9 protein-coding genes and 1 pseudogene are annotated in these 18,489 nt (G+C 71.4%); 6 read left to right on the forward strand and 4 right to left on the reverse strand.

The window, feature by feature from the left end; genetic code table 11:
• Positions 1 to 78: 78 nt before the first annotated feature.
• Together CG736_RS20845 and CG736_RS36380 are read right to left on the reverse strand one after the other, a co-directional pair.
• Positions 79 to 4,689 (reverse strand): ATP-binding protein, encoded by a 4,611-nt coding sequence (locus CG736_RS20845; RefSeq protein ID WP_157815672.1) that lies wholly within the window; start codon positions 4,687 to 4,689, stop codon positions 79 to 81.
• Between the two features lie 328 nt (positions 4,690 to 5,017).
• A pseudogene (locus CG736_RS36380) lies at positions 5,018 to 5,200 on the reverse strand (transposase); the annotation flags it as partial.
• A 249-nt stretch (positions 5,201 to 5,449) separates the two neighbouring features.
• On the opposite strand from CG736_RS36380, the gene CG736_RS20855 reads away from it, so the two are divergent.
• From CG736_RS20855 to lpdA, 4 genes are all read left to right on the forward strand, one after another.
• Positions 5,450 to 5,848 carry a VOC family protein gene (locus CG736_RS20855; protein WP_100587893.1) on the forward strand — a complete coding sequence of 133 codons (399 nt, stop codon included), beginning with the start codon at positions 5,450 to 5,452 and terminating at the stop codon, positions 5,846 to 5,848.
• Between the two features lie 123 nt (positions 5,849 to 5,971).
• Positions 5,972 to 9,811, forward strand: coding sequence for a Pls/PosA family non-ribosomal peptide synthetase (locus tag CG736_RS20860; RefSeq protein WP_100587715.1), 3,840 nt, complete (start codon positions 5,972 to 5,974; stop codon positions 9,809 to 9,811).
• Positions 9,808 to 11,130, forward strand: coding sequence for a M1 family metallopeptidase (locus tag CG736_RS20865; protein WP_100587716.1), 1,323 nt, complete (start codon positions 9,808 to 9,810; stop codon positions 11,128 to 11,130). The genes CG736_RS20860 and CG736_RS20865 overlap by 4 nt, the downstream gene beginning before the upstream one ends.
• 62 nt (positions 11,131 to 11,192) lie before the next feature.
• A complete protein-coding gene (gene lpdA / locus CG736_RS20870) occupies positions 11,193 to 12,599 on the forward strand; it encodes a dihydrolipoyl dehydrogenase (RefSeq protein WP_100587717.1) in 1,407 nt (468 codons plus the stop codon).
• A gap of 76 nt (positions 12,600 to 12,675) precedes the next feature.
• On the opposite strand, the gene CG736_RS20875 is transcribed toward lpdA, so the two are convergent.
• A complete protein-coding gene (locus CG736_RS20875; RefSeq protein WP_100587718.1) occupies positions 12,676 to 13,314 on the reverse strand; it encodes a hypothetical protein in 639 nt (212 codons plus the stop codon).
• A 327-nt stretch (positions 13,315 to 13,641) separates the two neighbouring features.
• Between CG736_RS20875 and lanKC the strand changes: the two genes are divergently transcribed.
• Both lanKC and CG736_RS20885 read left to right on the forward strand, forming a co-directional pair.
• A complete protein-coding gene (gene lanKC, locus CG736_RS20880) occupies positions 13,642 to 16,368 on the forward strand; it encodes a class III lanthionine synthetase LanKC (RefSeq protein ID WP_100587719.1) in 2,727 nt (908 codons plus the stop codon).
• The gene (locus tag CG736_RS20885; protein WP_100587720.1) at positions 16,365 to 17,615 is read left to right on the forward strand and encodes an MFS transporter; all 1,251 of its coding nucleotides are present in this window, start codon (positions 16,365 to 16,367) and stop codon (positions 17,613 to 17,615) included. Before lanKC ends, CG736_RS20885 begins: the two co-directional genes overlap by 4 nt.
• A gap of 7 nt (positions 17,616 to 17,622) precedes the next feature.
• On the opposite strand, the gene CG736_RS20890 is transcribed toward CG736_RS20885, so the two are convergent.
• The gene (locus CG736_RS20890) at positions 17,623 to 18,429 is read right to left on the reverse strand and encodes an AfsR/SARP family transcriptional regulator (RefSeq protein ID WP_198520565.1); all 807 of its coding nucleotides are present in this window, start codon (positions 18,427 to 18,429) and stop codon (positions 17,623 to 17,625) included.
• Positions 18,430 to 18,489 lie beyond the last annotated feature (60 nt).

The following is an 18,489-nucleotide window of genomic DNA, read 5'->3' on the forward strand; positions in this document are numbered from 1 at the left end:
TCTCACCGCCGAACTGCACGGCGGAGGTGCAGGCGATGCCCTCGCCGAACGGTCGGACCCGGATGCAGTCCCAGCCGATCACCCCGACGATCTCGCGGTCGCGCCACAGCAATGCTTGAACTTGCGTCCAGTGCGCATCATGCACGGGCAGGGCGAATTCCTCCGTGGGCGTGCCACGGTCAGCGGAACGGTGGCGCCAACAGCCTGGCCGGATTCCATTGCCTGCAACAGGTAGGACGGGTCATCTGCGGCCATCCCCTGGAGGTTCCGTCCGACCACGATGATCAACGCTCCCTCATGAGCGGCCCGGTACCAGTGGGGGAAGAAGTTCAGTGGAGTGCCGCTCAGCAACCCCCTCGACAGGCCTGTGACGTAGAGCTTGTTGTCCTCGAGGCGGGCCTGCACATCGCTGTCGTGAACTGGCGGGATGGTCCTAAAGTCCAGCACGTCACCGGCCTCCAGCCCGTCGAGAAGAGTCCGGAGGTCGGTGAATCCGGCAGCGAGGAGACCGTTCAGAACCAAGTCCTGGAAGGGGCCGCCGTTCACCGAGCCGAGGCCGCCATAGCAGTCGAGAATGATGCCTGCCTTATCGCCCGTAAACAGGATGCACTCGACCTCGGCGATTTCCTTGGGTGCCTTTGGGGCTTTCCCGCTGAGCTGCAGTACCTGGGAGGAAACGCAATGCGGGTGGGCCAGACGCACGATCATGTGGTCGATCTCCGGGTGCCGCAGCAGTAGAAGTTCGGCATCGCCTGTTTCGTCGATCAGTAGCCCGCATGCTTCGCAGGTCTGCCGAGAATTGGCGAGCCGGGCAAGCAACAATGTGCTGTCCTGACCAGCCAGTTCGCGCTGGACCGGCACCGCGATACTGATGCGCCTCCCGTTCGGTGCCGCCGTCACTTGCCGAAGATCACCATCTTTGGGAGAGGGGAGGCGTAGGTCGGACGGCTGCAAGCGGGCCCGAATGGATTCCAGAACTCTGCGGTCCTGGAGCTTCTGCGTGCCGAGCAGGTCATCGATCGTAGGCTCAGTAGCGTCCGGGTCGCCGAGGGCGTGCAGACGGGCGAGCTCGAGGAGCGCCTCTCCAGCCTCGGTCCAGCCACCGATGCTCTGGTGGGCGCCGAAGGCCTCGCGTGCATGACGCCGGGCGGTGTCGATCTCGCCGAGAGCTTTGTAACACTGAGCCAGGTTCATCAGACAGGGGGCCAGCAAAGTTTCGTCGCCGAGATCCCTGACCAAGCTCAGGGCCTGAGTGAACCGTTCGAGGGCGGAGGTGTTGTCGCCCGACTCGGCATGGTGGGCACCGAGGTTGACGTGGATGGACGCCTCCAGGGAGTGCAGTCCCAATTGTTGCGCCAGGGGCAGCAGGTGGTCGAGATCTGCGACGGCCTGATCCGGGGCTTCCCCCTGCAGGAGACACAGGGCTGCCTGTGCCTTCGCCACGATCAGAATGTGAAGGTCCTTCTGTGATTTTGCGAGTTCCTGGGCCTTCCGGTACTCGGTGAGCGCTTCCGACCACTCTTGGTCTCGGGCGTGTACGTTTGCAAGTGCCATTCTGGTGTGCAGAATTGCCCCAGAATCGCCGGCGCGTTCGGACACATCAAGCGCCCTGGTGATCACGGTCTTGGCTTCTGTGTGAAGGCCGCGACGTGAGTAGAGGATGGCAAGCGCCCGGCTCGCTTGGGCCTTGGTGTGTGAGAGGACCTCGTCTGAGGTGTTGGAGGCGACCTGCTTCAGCATGCGGGCACCTTTCTGCCATTGCCCTGAAACTACCAGGGCCTCCCCAAGAGCGGCTCTGACCTGCGCTCTCGCCTGATTGTTTTCCGTGCCTTCCAGCAGACCGAAAGCTTCGGTCAGTAGTGTGACGGCTTGACCGATCCGGCCTGTGCGCCATACGAACTCGGCATTCTTCTGCAACACCTGCGCCGTGGAAACGGGATTGCCGGTGAGGCGTGCCATGTCCAGGGCCTGGCGGAAGAGGGCCTCCGCATCCTCAAGATGACCGATGCCTCCACGGAAGGACGCCAGGTAGGCCACTGATTGGGCGGCGTGGCCGTAGTCGCCGATACCTGACGCCAAGTCCGCGCATTGGCCGAGGTGCGCAGTCGCAGTGTCGAACTCCGCGCGCTCTGCGGCCTGACTGCCAAGACGGTGCAGCGCTCGCACCTGGCCTTGGATGTCTCCAGTGTCCCGGTAGATGGCAAGCGCAGCCTCAAGCGGGTTTGCAGGAGCACATTTCGGCCGATCCTGCGGAGGTGTCTCGGCGAGTGCCATCAGGGCCGTGGCCTCCCAAGCCCGGCTTCCCACCGCACGAGCCCGTTCGATGTCCTGAACGGCTTGCTGTGCAGCCTCGGTCATGCGGCCGCCAGAACGGAGCAGGGCGCCAAGAGAGCTACGGTTCGACAAATCCGCAGCGGTGCCCGTCTTCAAGAGGTTGCGGCTACTGCGCAGATAGTGCTCGGCCCGCCGCACCTGGCCAATGGCGAGGTATGCCTGGCCCAGTGTGCCAAGGGCCTGAGCCAAGACATCCCGAGATTCGGTACTACGCCAATACGGCAGGCCGTGACGCAGATAAGGGATGGCGTCTCGGGCGCGCCCGAGATTGATGAGCAGGGAACCCATTGCCAGCTCCGAAGTGTGCATCAGGTGCGGATCGTCGGCATCAAAGGCGGTTTGGGCTGCCTGGTGGTACAGGTCGGCGGCGCGCAGGCTGTCACCGAGGTGAGCTGCTGTTAGGGCGATGTTGTTCAGGGCGCTTACTGCCCACTCGGGGTTGTCGGACTGGGTGCCGGCTTCCAGGACGCACTCGTATACGCGTTGAATTTCGCCCCAGTGGCTGCCATGCCACAAAGCAGCTGTGTAGTCGGCCGTGAGTGTGACAAGCGGTTCCCAGAGCTGGTGGTCACGGGCTAGTTCGACAAGCGCCACCGCACCTGGCCTGTCCGCGTTCAGTTGCTGCAGGGCCTCTGGGTTGCTCGGTGCCGGGACGATGGCGTCCTTGTCGGTGAAACCAATCGATTCCGTGGCCGACTCTGCCCGGGCGGCAGTCATGAGACACGCGTGCCGAATCGCCGTCTCGCGGCGCTCCTGCGTGGCCGAGGCCGACTTGAGACGGGCGAATCGATGCAAGATCTCGTGGAAGACGTAGCGATCTTCGTCAACTTGCTCGATGAGGCTCAGCTCGAATAGCTCATCGAGGAGTTCCGCCACCACGTCGAGGCGGACATCCGCAAGATCCTCTGCCGTGGCACGTGCGGCGGCGGCGACATCGACGGTGATGGACATGTACGGCAGGAGCCCGAGCACTGTGAAGAGGTGTGCCTGCTCCGGTCCGAGAGCAGCGAAGCTTCGCTCGATGGCGGGCTCGATAGAGGTTTGGCCGGCCCGCAAGACTCTCAGGCCGTGGTCGGGGTTCGAAATGTCCTGGATGAACCGATCTGCATCAGTCTTTGGGCGCCGTGCCAGGTGGGCAGCCGAAATCTGGAGCGCGAGGGGATGTCCGCCGCAGGCTTGGACGAGAGCAGCCGTTTGTGTGCTGCTCAGGCGTGCGCAACCGGACACGCCCTTTACGAGGGCCTCGCCGTGTTTGGCAGGCAAGGGGCCGAGTTCAACACAGTGGAGTAGCCCAGCGAGGCCACTTAGCCTATTCCTGCTTGTGCACACCAATGCGAATGGGCCGTCCATCTGCAGTACCTCCAGCAAGGTTTCCTCCGAGTGGATGTCGTCCACCAGCAGGAGGGCCTTGCGGTCGGCCAGAATCGCGCGCAGGAGTGCGGATCGTTGGCTGCGTCCCTCTGGGAGCGGATCGCCGGCAGGGCGCAGAACCTGAAGGAGCATTGACACGAGATCGACCTCGACCCCCTCCTTGGCAGCAAGGGCCAGATCCAGGTGGTACTGCCCATGGGGGTGCTCATCCTCAACCAGGCGCGCCAGCTTCAGGGCCAATGAACTCTTCCCGATGCCCGGCCCGCCGGTGATCAGGACCGAACGCCTTTCGGCAGGATTCGGAACCTGAAGAACGGCGAGTGCGTCCCCGATCTCCTCCTCGCGCCCGATCAGGGGCCTCAGTTCTCGTGGCAGTCCGTAGTTGGCAGAACGGGACAGTGTTCGGGATGCGTCCAACTCCTGAAGCAGCGCGTGGAGGCGGGCCAGGACGTCGCCGGGAAGGATCGCGTCAGCATAGGCATGACGCACATCCTCGTTGTTGTCGAGGAGTCGGCAGATCTTGTCGTAGTGCCAGACCTCCCACGCCTCGAGCGGGAGGTCCAGCTGACGCACGTGCTCGCGCACTGCCGCATCTACGCGGGCGATACCACCGCTGCCCGGAACGGCAGACAGGACGACGTTTGTGGTGATCAACAGATAATCCGGGAGGCGTCCCTTTCGGACCCGATTGGACCCAGGGTTGCCCCATGAATCCAGCTCCGCCTTGATATGGCTGATCAGCCAGTCTGCGTCCTTGCCTGTGCCCTCAGGCCGACTACGGAACTTCGCTTGAAGGATGCCATGGCCGGTCCACGGTGTATCAGGGTTCGGAAATTTCGTCAGCCCCTGGAAGGTCGCCTCACGTCCGCCATCAGGCCCCTCGCCGAAGATCTCCACAGATGCCCCTAGAGCACCGATGGCAAGGGCTTGTGACATTTGCTCGAAACGCTGGGCTCCAAGGCCGGTCAGCGAATAATGGGCCATGCTGACCATGCTGCTGCAAGCCACTGACATCGAGCTGCCGAACGGCATCAGCTTGGGGATTTGATCGACATATCCAGCCAGGCCGTGCACAGAATATCAGAGATCGATCAAAGATGGCAATCTGACGGGCATTTAGAGTCATAGTGTGGCGGGCTTCGGATGGAAGTTCGGTGGCATCGGAAGGCCGTAGTGGGCCTTGGGGGTCAAGAAGCACACGGTCGAGCTGTGCGCGCACCGAACTGCAGCCCGACGACCGCGTCGGGGCAGGTGCGGGGCGGTCGGCCGGCCCGCGGACCCGGAGCTTCTTTCGGCCCGCGTTCCGCTACTGCCGGAAGCGATTGTGCAAGGTCGACCAGGCCCCTGAACTCGCGCCCGATACCTCTCGCCACTGCGCGCCTGTCCGGAACCGCCGGATCACGCCCTCGAACTGCCGCCGCAGCCGTTCCGGGTACGGGTCGTACTCGCCGATCGGCAGGTACGGATCGATGAACTCCCTCTCCGCATCCTTCAGTTGTGCTCGCGTTACGAAGAACGGTCCACCAAGACCAGGATCCGCTGCGAGACGGGAACCCGCAGATTGATCACCATCCAAATGCGTGCCCGAGCCCCCAGCGCAGTCAAAGCCACCGACGGGGGCATCGAGCGGTGCGGTGGCCGGTGAGCGCGGGCGGGGGCGACCTAGGATGCCGGGGGCAGCGGGCAGGGCCGGGAGGAGGGTGGGTCGGTGGTGGGGCAGGGCGGAGTTCGGCCGGTGGGTGGGATGTTGCACCATGTGGAGATCTGGGTGCCGGATCTGGGGCGGGCCGAGGCGTCGTTCGGGTGGTTGTTGGGGGCGCTGGGGTACGCGGGGTTCCAGGAGTGGGGCAGTGGGCGGAGCTGGCGGCTGGGGGCGACGTACCTGGTGGTGGAGCAGTCGCCCGCTCTGACGGGCGGTGAGCACGACAGGTGCCGGCCGGGGCTGAACCATCTGGCGTTCCACGTGGAGGACGCGGGACGAGTGGACGCGCTGGTCGAGGAGGCGTCGCGGCACGGGTGGAGCCTGATGTTCCCGGACCGGCATCCGCACGCGGGAGGTGCGCAGACGTACGCGGCGTATCTGGAGAACTCCGACGGCTTCGAGGTCGAACTCGTCGCGCTGGACCCGCCGGGGGCGGGGTGACGCCGCCGCTCCGGTTCCCTGTCCCCGGCCGTGCACCCCCGTTCACCTAGACTTGTCCGGGTTGTCACGTTTCAGTTGCCTTCGGTTGACCGCCGGGGAACCCAGGACGAGGACCGTATCGCTGTGATCACCGATTCCGACACCGCGTTGTTCCGTGCCCGGCCTGCGTCCCCGCCGCGAACGCTGGTGGATGTGCTGGCGGCGACGGCGGCCGCGTACCCGCAGGAGCCCGCGTTGGACGACGGGCGGCAGACCTTGAGCTACGCCGCGCTGACGGGCGAAGTGGAGCGGGTGCGGCGGCAGTTGGCGGAGGCCGGGGTCGGGCTGGGGGACCGGGTCGGGATCCGGGTGCCGTCGGGCGGGAACGAGCTGTACGTGGCGATCCTGGGGGCGCTCGCGGCGGGGGCCGCGTACGTGCCGGTGGACTTCGAGGACCCGGACGAGCGCGCGGAGCTGGTGTTCGGCGAGGCGGACGTCAATGCGGTGATCGGGGCGGGCGGGCGGCTGGAGAAGGTGAAGCCGTCGGGTCACGAGGCGCAGGCGCCGGGCCCGGAGCACGACGCGTGGATCATCTTCACGTCCGGTTCGACCGGCAGGCCCAAGGGCGTGGCGGTGACGCACCGCAGCGCGGCGGCGTTCGTGGACGCCGAGGCGGCGATGTTCCTCCAGGACGAGCCGATCGGGCCCGGGGACCGGGTGATGGCCGGGCTGTCGGTGGCGTTCGACGCGTCGTGCGAGGAGATGTGGCTGGCGTGGCGGCACGGCGCCTGCCTGGTGCCGGTGCCGCGGGCGCAGGTGCGCAGCGGCGCGGACCTGGGGCCGTGGCTGGCCGAGCAGGAGATCACGGTGATCTCCACGGTGCCGACGCTGGCCGCGCTGTGGCCGGCCGAGGCGCTGAACGAGGTGCGGCTGCTGATCTTCGGCGGCGAGGCGTGCCCGCCGGAGCTGGCGGAGCGGCTGGTCACCGAGGGCCGCGAGGTGTGGAACACGTACGGCCCGACCGAGGCGACGGTGGTGGCGTGCGGCGCGCTGCTGACGGGACGGGCCCCGATCCGGATCGGGCTGCCGCTGGACGGCTGGGAGTTGGCGGTCGTCGACGAGGCGGGTGCGCCGGTGCCGATGGGCGGCAGCGGGCAGCTGGTGATCGGCGGGGTCGGCCTGGCGCGGTACCTGGACCCGGTGAAGGACGCGGAGAAGTACGCGCCGCTCGAATCGCTGGGCTGGGAGCGGGCGTACCGCAGCGGCGACCTGGTGCGGGCCGAGGCCGAGGGGCTGGTGTTCCTCGGGCGGGCCGACGAGCAGATCAAACTGGGCGGCCGGCGGATCGAGCTGGGCGAGGTGGACGCGGCGCTGCAGGCGCTGCCCGCGGTGTCCGGCGCGGCCGCGGCGGTGCGGACGGCCCGGGGCGGCAACCAGCTGCTGGTCGGGTACCTGGTGGCCCAGGACGGCTTCGACCGCGACGCGGCGGTGGCGCGGCTGCGGGCCGAGCTGCCCGCCGCGCTGGTGCCGCTGCTGACCACCGTCGAGCACCTGCCGACCCGGACGTCCGGCAAGGTCGACCGGGACGCGCTGCCGTGGCCGCTGCCCGACCTGGAGACGTCCGGCCCCGCCGAGCAGCTGTACGGCACCGAGGCGTGGCTGGCCGAGCAGTGGGTGCAGATCCTCGGCACCCGGGTGCGCGGCGCCGGCGACGACTTCTTCGCGATCGGCGGCGGCTCGCTCGCGGCGGCCCAGCTGACCACGCTGCTGCGCGGCCGCTACCCGTCCGTGTCGGTGCTCGACATCTACCAGCAGCCGACGCTGCGCAAGCTGGCCCGGCTGCTGGAGCGGTCCGCGCAGTCCGAGGGCCCGGCGCGCACCGTCGAACCGGTGCCGCGCCGCGCCCAGCTGCTCCAGCTGCTGCTGATGCTGCCGCTGATCACCCTGACCGGTCTGCGCTGGTCGCTGCTGCTGGGCGTGCTCGGCACGGCGCTGCACCTGGTCGGCGACTACCCGTGGGCCCCGTCCGCGCCGTGGTGGCTGCTGGCGGCCGGCGCGGTGCTGCTGTACTCGGCGCCCGGCCGGCTGGCGATCGCCGCCGGCGGCGCCCGGCTGCTGCTGCGCGGGGTCGGCCCCGGCCGGTACCCGCGCGGCGGCAGTGTGCACCTGCGGCTGTGGACGGCGGAGCGGCTGGCGGAGGCGTCGGGGGCGGTGCAGCTGTCCGGGTCGTGGCTGGTCCGGTACGCGCGGGCGCTGGGCTGCCGGGTCGCCGCCGATGTGGACCTGCACGCGCTGCCGCCGGTGACGGGCCTGCTGCGGCTCGGCAAGGGCTGCGCGATCGAGAACGAGGTGGACCTGTCCGGCTACTGGCTGGACGGCGACCGGCTGGAGATCGGCGCGCTGCGGATCGGCGCGGGCGCGGTGGTCGGCACCCGTTCGACGCTGCTGCCCGGCGCGAAGATCGGCAAGCGGGCCGAGGTCGCGCCCGGCTCCGGCGTCACCGGGCCCGTCCCGACCGGTCAGCGCTGGGCCGGCGCGCCCGCCGTGAAGACCGGCAAGGCGGAGCGCGGCTGGCCCAAGGAGCGCCCGCGGCGCACCGCCCGCTGGGCGGCCGTGTACGGTGCCACCGGGTTCGTGCTGTCCGTGCTGCCGCTGCTCTCCGCACTGCCCGCGCTGCTGATCGCCGCGCAGTTCGTCCACCCCGGCGACGGCCTGGCGGCGGCGCTCCGGGGCGCGCTGATCGCCCTCGTCCCCGCCACGCTGGCGTACGGGCTGGCCTACGCGGCGAAGGTGCTGGTTGGGGTGCGGCTGCTGTCGCGCGGGCTGCGCACCGGGTACCACCCGCTGCACGGCCGGGTCGGCTGGCAGGCGTGGACGGTCACCCAGCTGATGGACCTGGCCCGGGAGACGCTGTTCCCGCTGTACGCCGGGCTGATCACGCCGGTGTGGCTGCGGCTGCTGGGCATGCGGGTCGGCAGGGGCGCCGAGGTGTCCACGGTGCTGGCGCTGCCCAGCCTGACCACGGTCGGCGACGGGGCGTTCCTCGCCGACGACACCCTGATCGCCCCGTACGAGCTGGGCGGCGGCTGGGTGCGGATCGGACGGGCCGAGATCGGCGAGCGGGCGTTCCTCGGCAACTCGGGGATGACCGCGCCCGGCCGGGCCGTTCCGGACCGGGGGCTGGTCGGGGTGCTGTCGGCGACGCCGAAGAAGGCCAAGCGCGGCAGCTCCTACCTGGGCATGCCGCCGGTCAAGCTGCCCCGGGCCGCCGACACCGCGGACCTGGCGCTCACTTACGAGCCGCCGGCCCGGCTGCGCTGGGCGCGCGGGCTGACCGAGCTGGCCCGGATCGTCCCGGTGCTCGCCTCCGCGGCGCTGGCCGTGCTGACGGCCGCCGCGCTGTGCGCCGTCGGGCAGCCGCTGCTGTCGGGGCTGGTGCTGCTGGCGTCCGGCATCGTCGCCTGCGTGGTGTCCGCCGCCGCGAAGTGGCTGCTGGTGGGCCGGTTCCGGGCGGTCGAGCACCCGCTGTGGTCCGGGGCCGTGTGGCGCAACGAGCTGGCCGACACCTTCACCGAGGTGCTGGCCGTCCCCTGGCTGGTCGGCCGGGCGGCCGGCACGCCCGTGATGACGCTGTGGCTGCGGTCGATCGGCGCCCGGATCGGGCGCGGCGTGTGGTGCGAGAGCTACTGGCTGCCCGAGGCCGACCTGGTCACCCTCGGCGACGGGGTGAGCGTCAACCGGGGCTGCGTGCTGCAGACGCACCTCTTCCACGACCGGATCATGCGGCTGGATACTGTGGAGCTCCGCGCGGGTTCCACCCTGGGCCCGGGCGGGATCGTGCTGCCCGGCAGCACCGTCGGCGAACGCACCACCCTCGGCCCGGCCTCCCTGGTGATGCGCGCCGAGACGGTCCCCGCCGACACCCGCTGGCTCGGCAACCCGATCGAAGCCTGGCAGCCCGGCGAGGAGGAGCAGCACCGGTGAGCGGCGATCCCTACTTCCCCCGCAACGGGGACCCGCGGTACCGCGCCCACCGCTACGAACTGGCCCTCGACTACCGGCCCGGCCCCAACCGGCTGGCCGCCTCGGCCCGGATCGCCGCCATAGCGGGCCCCGAGCCGCTGCGCGAGTTCACCCTCGACCTGGGGGCGTTCCGGATCGGCAAGGTGCTGGTCGACGGCCGGGCCGCGCACTACGCGCACCGCGACGGCAAGCTGCGGATCAAGCCCGCCAAGGCCCTCGCCGCCGGCGCGGTCTTCACCTGCGAGGTGCACTGGTCCGGCAACCCGCGCCCGGTCCGCAGCCCGTGGGGCGGCCTCGGCTTCGAGGAGATCGAGGACGGCGCGCTGGTCGCCTCCCAGCCGATCGGCGCACCGTCCTGGTTCCCGTGCAACGACCGGCCCGCCGACAAGGCCGCCTACCAACTGACCGTCACCACCGCCACCCCGTACACCGTGGTCACCGGCGGCCGGCTGCTCAGCCGCACCACCCGGTCCTCCGCCACCACCTGGGTCTACGAGCAGCCCGCGCCGACCGCGTCCTACCTGGTCGGGCTGGCGATCGCCCCGCTGCGCGAGTTCCCGCTGACCGAGCGCGTCCCCGGCACCGTCCCGCAGATCGCCTGGGTGCCGCTGGCGCTGCAGGCCGCGTTCGAGCACGACTTCGCCAGGCAGCCGCAGATGATGCGGCTGTTCGAGGAGCTGTTCGGGCCGTACCCGTTCGGCGAGTACACCGTCGCCGTGGTGGACGAGGAACTGGACGTCCCCGTCGAGGCACAGGGCATGGCCACCTTCGGGCGCAACCATGTCGACGGGCGGCGCGGCTGGGAACGGCTGGTCGCCCACGAGCTCGCCCACCAGTGGTTCGGCAACAGCGTCACCATCGCCGACTGGCGGCACATCTGGCTGAACGAGGGCCTCGCCAAGTACGCCGAATGGCTGTGGTCCGAGCGCACCGGCGGCCCCACCACGCAGGCCAAGGCCGCCGAGGCGCACCGCCAACTGCGCGGCCTGCCGCAGGACCTGACCATCGGCGACCCCGGCAAACGGCAGATGTTCGACGACCGGGTGTACGAACGCGGCGGCCTCACCGTGCACGCGCTGCGCTGCGCCCTCGGCGACGCCGCGTTCTTCCGCCTGCTGCACGGCTGGGCCACCGCGCACCGGCACTCCGTGGTCACCACCGACGACTTCGCCGCGCACGCCTCGCACTACACCGACCGGCCGCTGCGCCCGCTGCTGGACGACTGGCTGCTCACCCGCGCGCTGCCCGACCTCCCCGAGCTCCGACCGTTCGTGACCTGATGTACTGACCCCATGGCCGCGAAGCCAACGTGGTCTTCGATGTCACCGGAGGAACGAGGAACATGAGCACGCACTACGACGTGGTCGTCCTGGGCGCCGGCCCCGGCGGCTACACCGCCGCTGTCCGCTCCGCCCAGCTCGGTCTGCGCGCCGCCGTGATCGAGGCCAAGTACTGGGGCGGCGTCTGCCTGAACGTCGGCTGCATTCCCTCCAAGGCGCTGCTGCGCAACGCGGAACTCGCGCACACCGTGCTGAAGGAGGCCGACCTCTACGGCATCCAGGTCGAGGGCCGGGTCTCCTTCGACTACGGCAAGGCGTTCAGCCGCTCCCGGCAGGTCGCCGACGGCCGGGTCAAGGGCGTCCACTACCTGATGAAGAAGAACGACATCACGGAGTACGACGGCTGGGGCACCTTCGTCGACGACCACACCCTGCAGGTCGCGCTGCGCGGCGGCGGGTTCGAGCTGGTCACCTTCGACCACTGCGTGATCGCGGCCGGCGCCACCACCCGGCTGCTGCCCGGCACCTCGCTCAGCGAGCGGGTCGTCACCTACGAGGAGCAGATCCTCACCGAGCAGCTGCCGGGGTCGATCATCATCGCGGGCGCCGGCGCGATCGGCGTCGAGTTCGCGTACGTGCTGCACAACTACGGCGTCAAGGTCACCGTCGTCGAGTTCCTGGACCGCATGGTGCCGCTGGAGGACGCCGACGTCTCCGCCGAACTCGCCAAGCAGTACCGCAAGTTGGGCATCCAGGTGCTCACCTCCACCCGGGTCGACGCGATCGACGACTCGGACCCGGACAAGCCGGTCCGGGTCACCGTCACCCGGGACGGCAAGCAGGAGGTGCTGGAGGCCGACAAGGTCCTGCAGGCGATCGGCTTCGCGCCGCGCACCCAGGGCTACGGCCTGGAGGTCACCGGCGTGCAGCTCACCGAGCGCGGCGCGATCGCGGTGGACGGCCGGGGCCGCACCAGCGTCGACCACATCTTCGCGATCGGCGACGTCACCGCGAAGCTGATGCTGGCGCACGCCGCCGAGGCGATGGCCGTGGTCGCCGCGGAGACCATCGCCAAGGCCGAGACCATGGAGATCGACTTCGTGATGGTCCCGCGCGCCACCTACTGCCAGCCGCAGGTGGCGTCCTTCGGGTACACCGAGGCGCAGGCCCGCGAGCTCGGGTACGACGTGAAGGTGCAGAAGTTCCCGTTCACCGCGAACGGCAAGGCGCACGGCCTCGGCCAGCCCGTCGGCTTCGTCAAGGTGATCTGCGACAACACCCACGGCGAACTGCTCGGCGCGCACCTGATCGGCCCCGAGGTCACCGAGCTGCTGCCGGAGCTGACGCTGGCCCAGCAGTGGGACCTCACCGTCCACGAGGTCGGCCGCAACATCCACGCCCACCCGACCCTGGGCGAGGCCGTCAAGGAGGCCGTCCACGGCCTCGCCGGTCACATGATCAACATGTAGCACCCGCTCTTCCGGGCGAGCCGCCCCGGCGCCCCCGTCGACCCGGGCGGGCGCCGGGGCGGCGCCGTCCCCGGCGTCAGCGCAGCACCGGGCGGCCGGCCTCCAGATGCGCGAAGAGGCGGGAGCCGTGGACGCCCGGGACGTCGAAGTAGTGGCCGTCCTCCTCGCCGTCGGCGCGCAGGAGCTCGGGCAGCAGCACCTCGGCGGCGGGCGGCGTGGCGACGTCGTGGCCCAACTCGGCCACCGCGTACGGCTGGGCGAGCACCGGGCCGGTCAGCGCGCCGGCCACCAGGTCGGGGAAGAAGCCGCCGGACAGGACGGTGACGCCGGCCTGCAGGTCGCCGCCGATCATCACCAGCTTGTCCGTCATGTTGCCGACGAACGCGCCGACCCGGACGGTGCCGCGGACCAGCAGCTTGGCGTCGCCCTCCAGGTAGACCGCCCCGGCGGTCAGGTCGCCGAGGACGATCAGCGCCGGGCAGCCGTCGTCCAGGTTGAGGATCGTGCCGGTCACCTCCAGGTCGCCGTCGATGACGAACCCGGTGCCGTACGGCTCGGTCGCGTCGAGGTCCAGCGGACCGGAGACGGCCAGGCGGCCGGCGTGGACGTCGTAGCCCTCCTCGTAGAGGTTCTGGTAGCTGCTCGAAGGCAGGCCGCGGCTCTCGAAGAGCGCCACGCAGTCATGCCAACTGTGGTGCACCGCAGTGATGTTCATGGCGCGGAGTCTGCCACGGGGCACTGTCGGAAGAGGCTTCGGAGCGGTCTCGGAGCGGTTTCGGAGCGGCCGTTGATGTGATGTCTCCACCGCACCGGCCGACCGGTCGGGGCGGAGGAAACGAACCGAGAGGAGGACCTCATGTCGAAGGTCCTGGAGCTCCAGAAGATGGTCACCGTCGAGGGCAGCCCGATCGACCAGGAGGCCATCAGCGTCTCCTCCTGCGACTCGCACAGCTGCTGACCCACCGGTCATCCGGGCCCCGGCGGAGCCGCGCCGCCGGGGCCCAAGCCGTTTTTCCACCGCTTCGTCCGGACGGGAACGCCCATGCTCTCCTGGCAATCGCTCCAGTTCTACTTGCAGTTCGACCGGCGCTGGTACGAGACCGCCGACCGCCACCGCCCCGACCCGGCGCACCTCGCGGCGTTCCGCGAACTGGTCCCGGACGGCTGGACCACCCGGCGGCGCGGCCTCTGGTTCATCGCCGACCCGCCCGGCCGCGCCACCCCCGCGCAGGGCTGGAAGCTGCACGTCACCGCCGCGGCGGGGGAGAGCGCCGAGGTGCTGCGACTCGCCCTCCCGGTGCTGTTCGCGCACCGGGCGGCGTTCAAGTTCCTGATCGACCCGTGGTCGGTCGACCTGACCAGCGGCAAGAACTTCTCCCGCACCGCCAGCGGCAAGTTCATCACCGTCTACCCGGCCGACGACGCCGAATTCCACGCCGTGGGCGAGGAGTTGGCCGCCGCCCTGGCGGGCCGCGGCGGCCCGTACATCCTCTCCGACCGGCGCTGGCCCGGCTCCACCGCCGTCTACTACCGCTACGGCGGCTTCGCCGCGATCAAGCAGCTGCGCCCCGACGGCATCAGCGACCTGATGATCGCCGCCCCGGACGGCGCGCTGGTCCCCGACGTCCGCAACCCGTACTTCAGCACACCGTCGTGGGTCGACGACCCGTTCCCGCCCGAGGAGGCCGAGCCGGACGGCGCGCTGAACGGCCGCTACCTGCCCACGGCCGCCCTGACGTTCGGCAACCGCGGCGGCGTCTACCTGGCCACCGACCGCGACACCGGCGCACAGGTGGTGCTCAAGGAGGCCCGCCCCGGCATCCTGGTCGGCCGGCCCGGGCGGGAGGCCGCCGAGGTGCTGGAGAAGGAGTACCGGGTGCTGTCGGCACTCGCCGACACCGGGTACTTCGTGCGGCCGCTGGACTTCTTCCACGAGGGCGGCCACGCCTTCCTGGTCGAGGAGTACGTCGACGGCCCGCACTACAGCCGGCACGGCATCGTCACCAACCCGGTGATCACCGGCCGGCTCGACGGCGACAGCCTGCGCGCCTACTACCGCGCGCAGCGCGCCCTGTGGCGGCAGATCGCCGAGGCCGTCGCCGTCGCCCACCGCCGCGGCATCCTGCTCGGCGACCTCTCGCACACCAACGTGCACGTCACCGAGGACGGCCAGGCCGTGCTGCTCGACCTGGAGTCCGCCGTCCGCGAGGGCCTCGACCCGCACCTCGGCGTGCACACCGTCGGCCTGGCCAGCCCCCGGCTGCGCGCCACCAACCGCTACGACCGGGCCAACGACTGGCACTGCCTGGGCGCGCTGATGCTCTCCTCGATCATGGTGGTCAACAACACCACCGGCTTCCACCGCCCCGCCCAGGACCGGTTCCTGGACGCGCTCGCCGAGGACCTCGGCCTCCCAGCCGAACTCACCGCGCTGATCCGCGACCTGACGGACCCGGAGGCCGTCGACGGCGACACCGACCCGGACGAACTGCTGAAGCGGATCGACGCCCTGCCGTTCGACGACCCGGAGCTGTGGACGGCCCCCGTCCCGCTCGCCGAGCCCGCCGGCCGCCGCTACGGCGACCCCGAGGCGGGGCCCGGGCTGCGGGACGCCGACCTCGCCGCCACCGTCGGGCTCGTCACCGCCGAGATCGAGGCCGCCGCCGACCCGCAGCGCGCCGACCGGCTGTTCCCCACCAACCCGCTCGCCCACCAGAGCAACCCGCTCTCCCTCGCGTACGGCGCCACCGGCATCCTGTACGGCCTGCACCGGCTGCGCGGCACCGTGCCCGCCCCGCTGCTCGGCTGGGCGCTCGCCAAGGACGTCGACCCGGCCGCGTACCCGCCCGGCCTGTACGTCGGCCAGTCCGGCCTGGCCTGGGCGTTCGACGCGCTCGGCCACCCCGACGTCGCCCGCTCGCTGATGGCCGCTGCCCGCCGCCACCCGCTGCGGCACGCCCTGCCCGGCGTCCTGCACGGCACCGCCGGCCACGGCCTCGCCGCCCTGCACCTGTGGCACCGTCAGCACGACCCCGCGCTGCTCGCCGACGCCGTCGCCGACGGCGAACACCTCGCCGCCGCCGCCGTCCACGGCCCCGACGGCCCGCACTGGCCGCACACCACCCCCGGAGACGACCGGCCCCGGACCCGGCTGGGCCACGGCCACGGCGGCAGCGGCATCGCCCTGTTCCTGCTCTACCTGCACCTCGCCACCGGCGAGGAACGCTGGTACACCCTCGGCCGCGCCGCCCTCGGCCACGACCTCGCGCACGCCGCCCGCCTCCCCGGCGGCACCCTCGGCTTCCCGTCCCACACCGGCCCCGCCGAAGGCCGCACCGTGCTGCGCAACTACTGGGACGAAGGCACCGCCGGCGTCTCCGTCGCCGTCGTCCGCTACCTCGCGGCCCGGCCCGACGCCGAACTCGCCGCCGTCGCCGACGACCTGCTGCGCGACTCGGCCCGCCGGTACGCCGTCTTCCCGCACCTCGCCCACGGACTCGCCGGCTTCGGCAACGTCCTGCTCGACGCGGGCGAACTGCTCGGCGAACAACGCTGGCTGGACGAAGCCCGCCGGGTCGCCGACGGCATCCTGCTCAGCCGGATCGAACACCCCGACGGCATCGGCTTCCCCGGCGAACAGGCCCTGCGGGAGAGCTGCGACCTGGCCACCGGCTCGATCGGCATCGCGCTCTTCCTCGACCGGCTGCGCCACGCCCGCCCCGGCACCCGCACCGACTTCCACTTCACCGTGGACGGACTGCTGCCGTGACGACCCACCTGGAGGCGGACACCCGACCCGCCGAGGACCGGCGCGCGCTGCGCCGGTTCCGGCTGGTCGGGGCCAACCCGATGTTCCGGCGGCTGTGGATCGGCCAGTTCACCTCCGAACTCGGCAGCTCCATGAGCGTGCTGGCGGTGCCGCTGCTCGCCGTCGCCGTCACCGGCTCGCCCAGGAAGGCCAGCGTCCTCGCCACCCTGGGCTTCCTCACCACCTGGCTGACCGCCGCCCCCTGCGGCCAACTCGCCGACCGGATCCCCCCGCGCCGCCTGATGCTCGCCTGCGACACCGTCCGCCTCGCCGCCGTCACCGCCGTCGCCGGGTGGACGCTCGTCGGCGGCCCCCCGATGTGGCTGCTCGCCGTCACCACCGTGGTCTCCGGCACCGCCCTCACCGCGTTCGGGCCCGCCGCCGGCAAGATGCTGCGCACCCTCGTCCCCGCCGACCAGCTGCCCGAGGCCGTCGCCGCCAACCAGGTCCGCGGCTACAGCGCCTCCATCGTCGGCCCCGCCGCCGGCGGCGCACTGTTCGGCCTCGCCCGGGCCGTGCCGTTCCTCGCCGACGCCGCGAGCTACCTGGTCTCCCTCGCCTGCGTCCGCGGCCTGCCCTCCGGCGCCGGCGACGCCCCGACCGCCCGCGGCTGGCCCCGGCTGCGCGAAGGCCTCGCCGTCATCCGCCGCACCCCGTTCCTGCGCGGCTCACTGGCCTACTCGGTGCCCGGCAACCTCGCCGTCTCCATGCTCATGTACATCCTGCTGCTGCGCCCCGGCGCGGCCGGCGGCGGCACCGGTCTCGCGTTCAGCGCCGCCGCCGTCTGCGGACTCCTCGGCTCCCTCGTCGCCGCGGGCGCCCACCGCCGCTTCGGCCTCTGGCGGCTGATGGCCGCCACTGCGGGCCTGCGGCTGATCGCCGCCCTCGCCGCCGCGTTCATCGGCGGCCAGCTCGGCCCCGCCGCCGCCCTCGCCACCGTCCTGCTGCTCGCCCCCGTGGTCGGCGCCGCCCTCGGCACCACCACCCTCCTGGTCGTCGACCACGGCGTCTACGGCCGGGTCACCGGCACCACCTCCTTCATCGGCGGCGCCCTCCAACCCCTCGCCCCGCTGGCCGCCGGCGCCCTCCTCCAGTCCGCCGGCGCCACCGCCGCCCTGACGGTGGTGGCCGGCCTGTTCGGCCTGGCCCTGACGGCGGTCCTGGTGGGCCGGCGCAGCCTGGACGTGGCGGTGCAGGAGCCGGAGTGACGCCGGGTCAGGCGGGCCGTCGCGCGGGGGCGGCCGGTTCGGCGGCGAGGGCCGGGTCGTGGACCAGGACGCGCTGGGTGAGGTGGGCGAGTTCGGGGCCCGGGTGGACGCCGAGCTCGTCGCGCAGGGTGCGGCGGGCGGTGTGCAGGACGGCGGCGGCCTCGGCCTGGCGGCCGCTGCGGTAGAGGGTGCGGGCGCGCAGCGCCCAGGCCGATTCGCGCAGCGGGGCCTCGGTGGTGAGGAGGGCGCACTCGGCGACGGCGAGGTGGTGGGCGTCCAGAGTGAGGAGCGCGTCGGCGCGGATCTCCCGCGCGGCGCAGCGCAGTTCGGTCAGGCGCCAGCGTTCCGGGTCGAGGAAGGGCAGGTGGGCGAGGTCGGCGAAGGCGGGGCCGCGCCACAGCGACAGGGCCCGGTCGGCCGAGGCGAGGGCGTCGTGCGGGCGGCGGGCGCGGGCGGCGGCCCCGGCGCGCTCGACCAGGGCGGCGAACCGCCGGGCGTCGACGGCGTCCGGGGCGAGCGACAGCCGGTAGCCGCCGGGTCCGTGGCGCAGGACGGAGGGGGCGTGGCCGGCGGGGCGGTGGGGTTCCAGGGCGCGCCGGAGGTCGGCCACGCAGGTGTGCAGGGCGTGGCGGGGGCGGGCCGGCAGGCGGTCGTCCCACACGGCGTCGATCAGGTGCTGCTCGGGGACGGTCGCGCCGCCCGCCGCGACCAGCGCCGCCAGTACCGCGCGCGGCCGGGGCCCGCCGAGGCGCACCCGCGTTCCGCCGACCGTGGCCGCCATCGGGCCGAGGACCTGCACCGCCGTGTCTGTCATGGTCGCTTCCATGGGTCGAGCGTGACGCCGCCCGGCCGCCCGTCCCATCCGGGCGGGGCC

The sequence above is a fragment of the Kitasatospora sp. CB02891 genome (assembly GCF_002803145.1).
In the GTDB taxonomy this organism is placed as follows: domain Bacteria; phylum Actinomycetota; class Actinomycetes; order Streptomycetales; family Streptomycetaceae; genus Kitasatospora; species Kitasatospora griseola.

What these genes read in the sequence shown, in the direction of transcription:
- CG736_RS20845 (WP_157815672.1), bottom strand. Translation starts at nt 4,689, where the DNA reads ATGGCCCATTATTCGCTGACCGGCCTTGGAGCCCAGCGTTTCGAGCAA.
- lanKC (WP_100587719.1), top strand. Translation starts at nt 13,642, where the DNA reads ATGCTCTCCTGGCAATCGCTCCAGTTCTACTTGCAGTTCGACCGGCGC.
- CG736_RS20890 (WP_198520565.1), bottom strand. Translation starts at nt 18,429, where the DNA reads ATGACAGACACGGCGGTGCAGGTCCTCGGCCCGATGGCGGCCACGGTC.
- lpdA (WP_100587717.1), top strand. Translation starts at nt 11,193, where the DNA reads ATGAGCACGCACTACGACGTGGTCGTCCTGGGCGCCGGCCCCGGCGGC.
- CG736_RS20855 (WP_100587893.1), top strand. Translation starts at nt 5,450, where the DNA reads ATGTTGCACCATGTGGAGATCTGGGTGCCGGATCTGGGGCGGGCCGAG.
- CG736_RS20875 (WP_100587718.1), bottom strand. Translation starts at nt 13,314, where the DNA reads ATGAACATCACTGCGGTGCACCACAGTTGGCATGACTGCGTGGCGCTC.